The organism is Vibrio sp. L85, assembly GCF_963871815.1.
Classification (GTDB): Bacteria; Pseudomonadota; Gammaproteobacteria; order Enterobacterales; family Vibrionaceae; genus Vibrio; species Vibrio harveyi.
Genome location: NZ_CAWMYL010000266.1, coordinates 1 through 1,206 on the forward strand (window position 1 = coordinate 1; position 1,206 = coordinate 1,206).

Annotated in this window: 1 protein-coding gene; it reads right to left on the minus strand. The window is 47.8% G+C overall.

What is annotated here, in order from left to right:
* Positions 1-1,206, minus strand: a 1,206-nt coding sequence (traD, locus tag AACR11_RS29300; RefSeq protein ID WP_079324518.1) for a type IV conjugative transfer system coupling protein TraD, incomplete at both ends; no start/stop codon positions are given.

Genomic DNA, 1,206 nt, shown 5'->3' on the forward strand with positions numbered 1-1,206 from the left:
GCTTGAATTTCACTGCTCGACACGACAGGGCGAGTTACCGTTTGGTGACCAATTGATACCCCGTCACGCAGTGTATTCGCACCGTAGGAGATATTTTCTCTCGATATATCGACTTCTTGTTCTCCCAAATCTTTGGAGGAGATTTGCGCCATTTGCGCTGAGGGAGCGCGGAAGTAAAAGCGAGAGTTGAGCAAATCAAAAATCACGTCTGCGGTGTTCTTACCGTAGGTTTTCACTAGCTGCGCATAAGACTGCAGACCAATCACATAACACCCACCAAACTTACGCACTTCGGCAATGATACTGTCCAGCTCTGGCAGTTTATGCAGACTTGGCATTTCATCCATAATCACCCAGATACGGCGGTCATCATCTGGCTCTAGCCCTAAAATGGCATTAGAGGCAATGGCAAGCCAAGTGGAAATCAATGGACGTAGGGAGGCGTGTTGCTGCGCATTACTGGATAAGAACAAAAAGCCACGTTGCTTATCGTCGAGTACCCAGTCTGTAATAGAAAAGGGTTTGCGTTTGAGCTCGCCCTTGTCGTCTTTTTCATCCAGTCCATCGAGAAAGCGTAGGCTCTTAATGTAGGTCGCCAGAACGGACTTAATCGAGATGGCGGTTTTTTTGATGTCTTTGGAAACAAGGGAGGCCGATTCTGTACCTTGCAGGAAGTTGCCAAGTGTTTCGAGTTCAGAGGTGAGTATCAGGCTGAGCAGCCTTGCGGTCGAACATGGTTTATTATCTTGACTCATACGATAGGCGGCACTAGAGAAGATAGTGCGGGCGGAATCCACCCAAAACGGGTCACCTTCACCGTGTTGCGGAATAAGGGCATTGGCAATGTTCTCAAAGTCAGGGGCTTCCTTGGCATCACACCATACATCCCAGTTGGCACAGCGTTCATCGAACGGATTGAGTAAGATATCTTGGCTTGGGTCAAAGAACTTACTGGTGAAGGTACACCCTTTATCGTAAACAATCGCTTTGTCACCGCGCTTGCGTATCCAGCGCAGCAGTTTACGCAGCATCACGGATTTACCTGCCCCGGTCGTCCCATCAATAAGCACGTGCTGAACTTCAAACTCATGTTTAAACAAGGCAAGTCCATCGACTTTAAAATCAGAAATTTTCCCATTGCCTACGCCTTGCTTTTTCAGCTTTTTAGCGCGCTGTTTTAAATCCTGAGTCAGTCTTTTAGGCTCA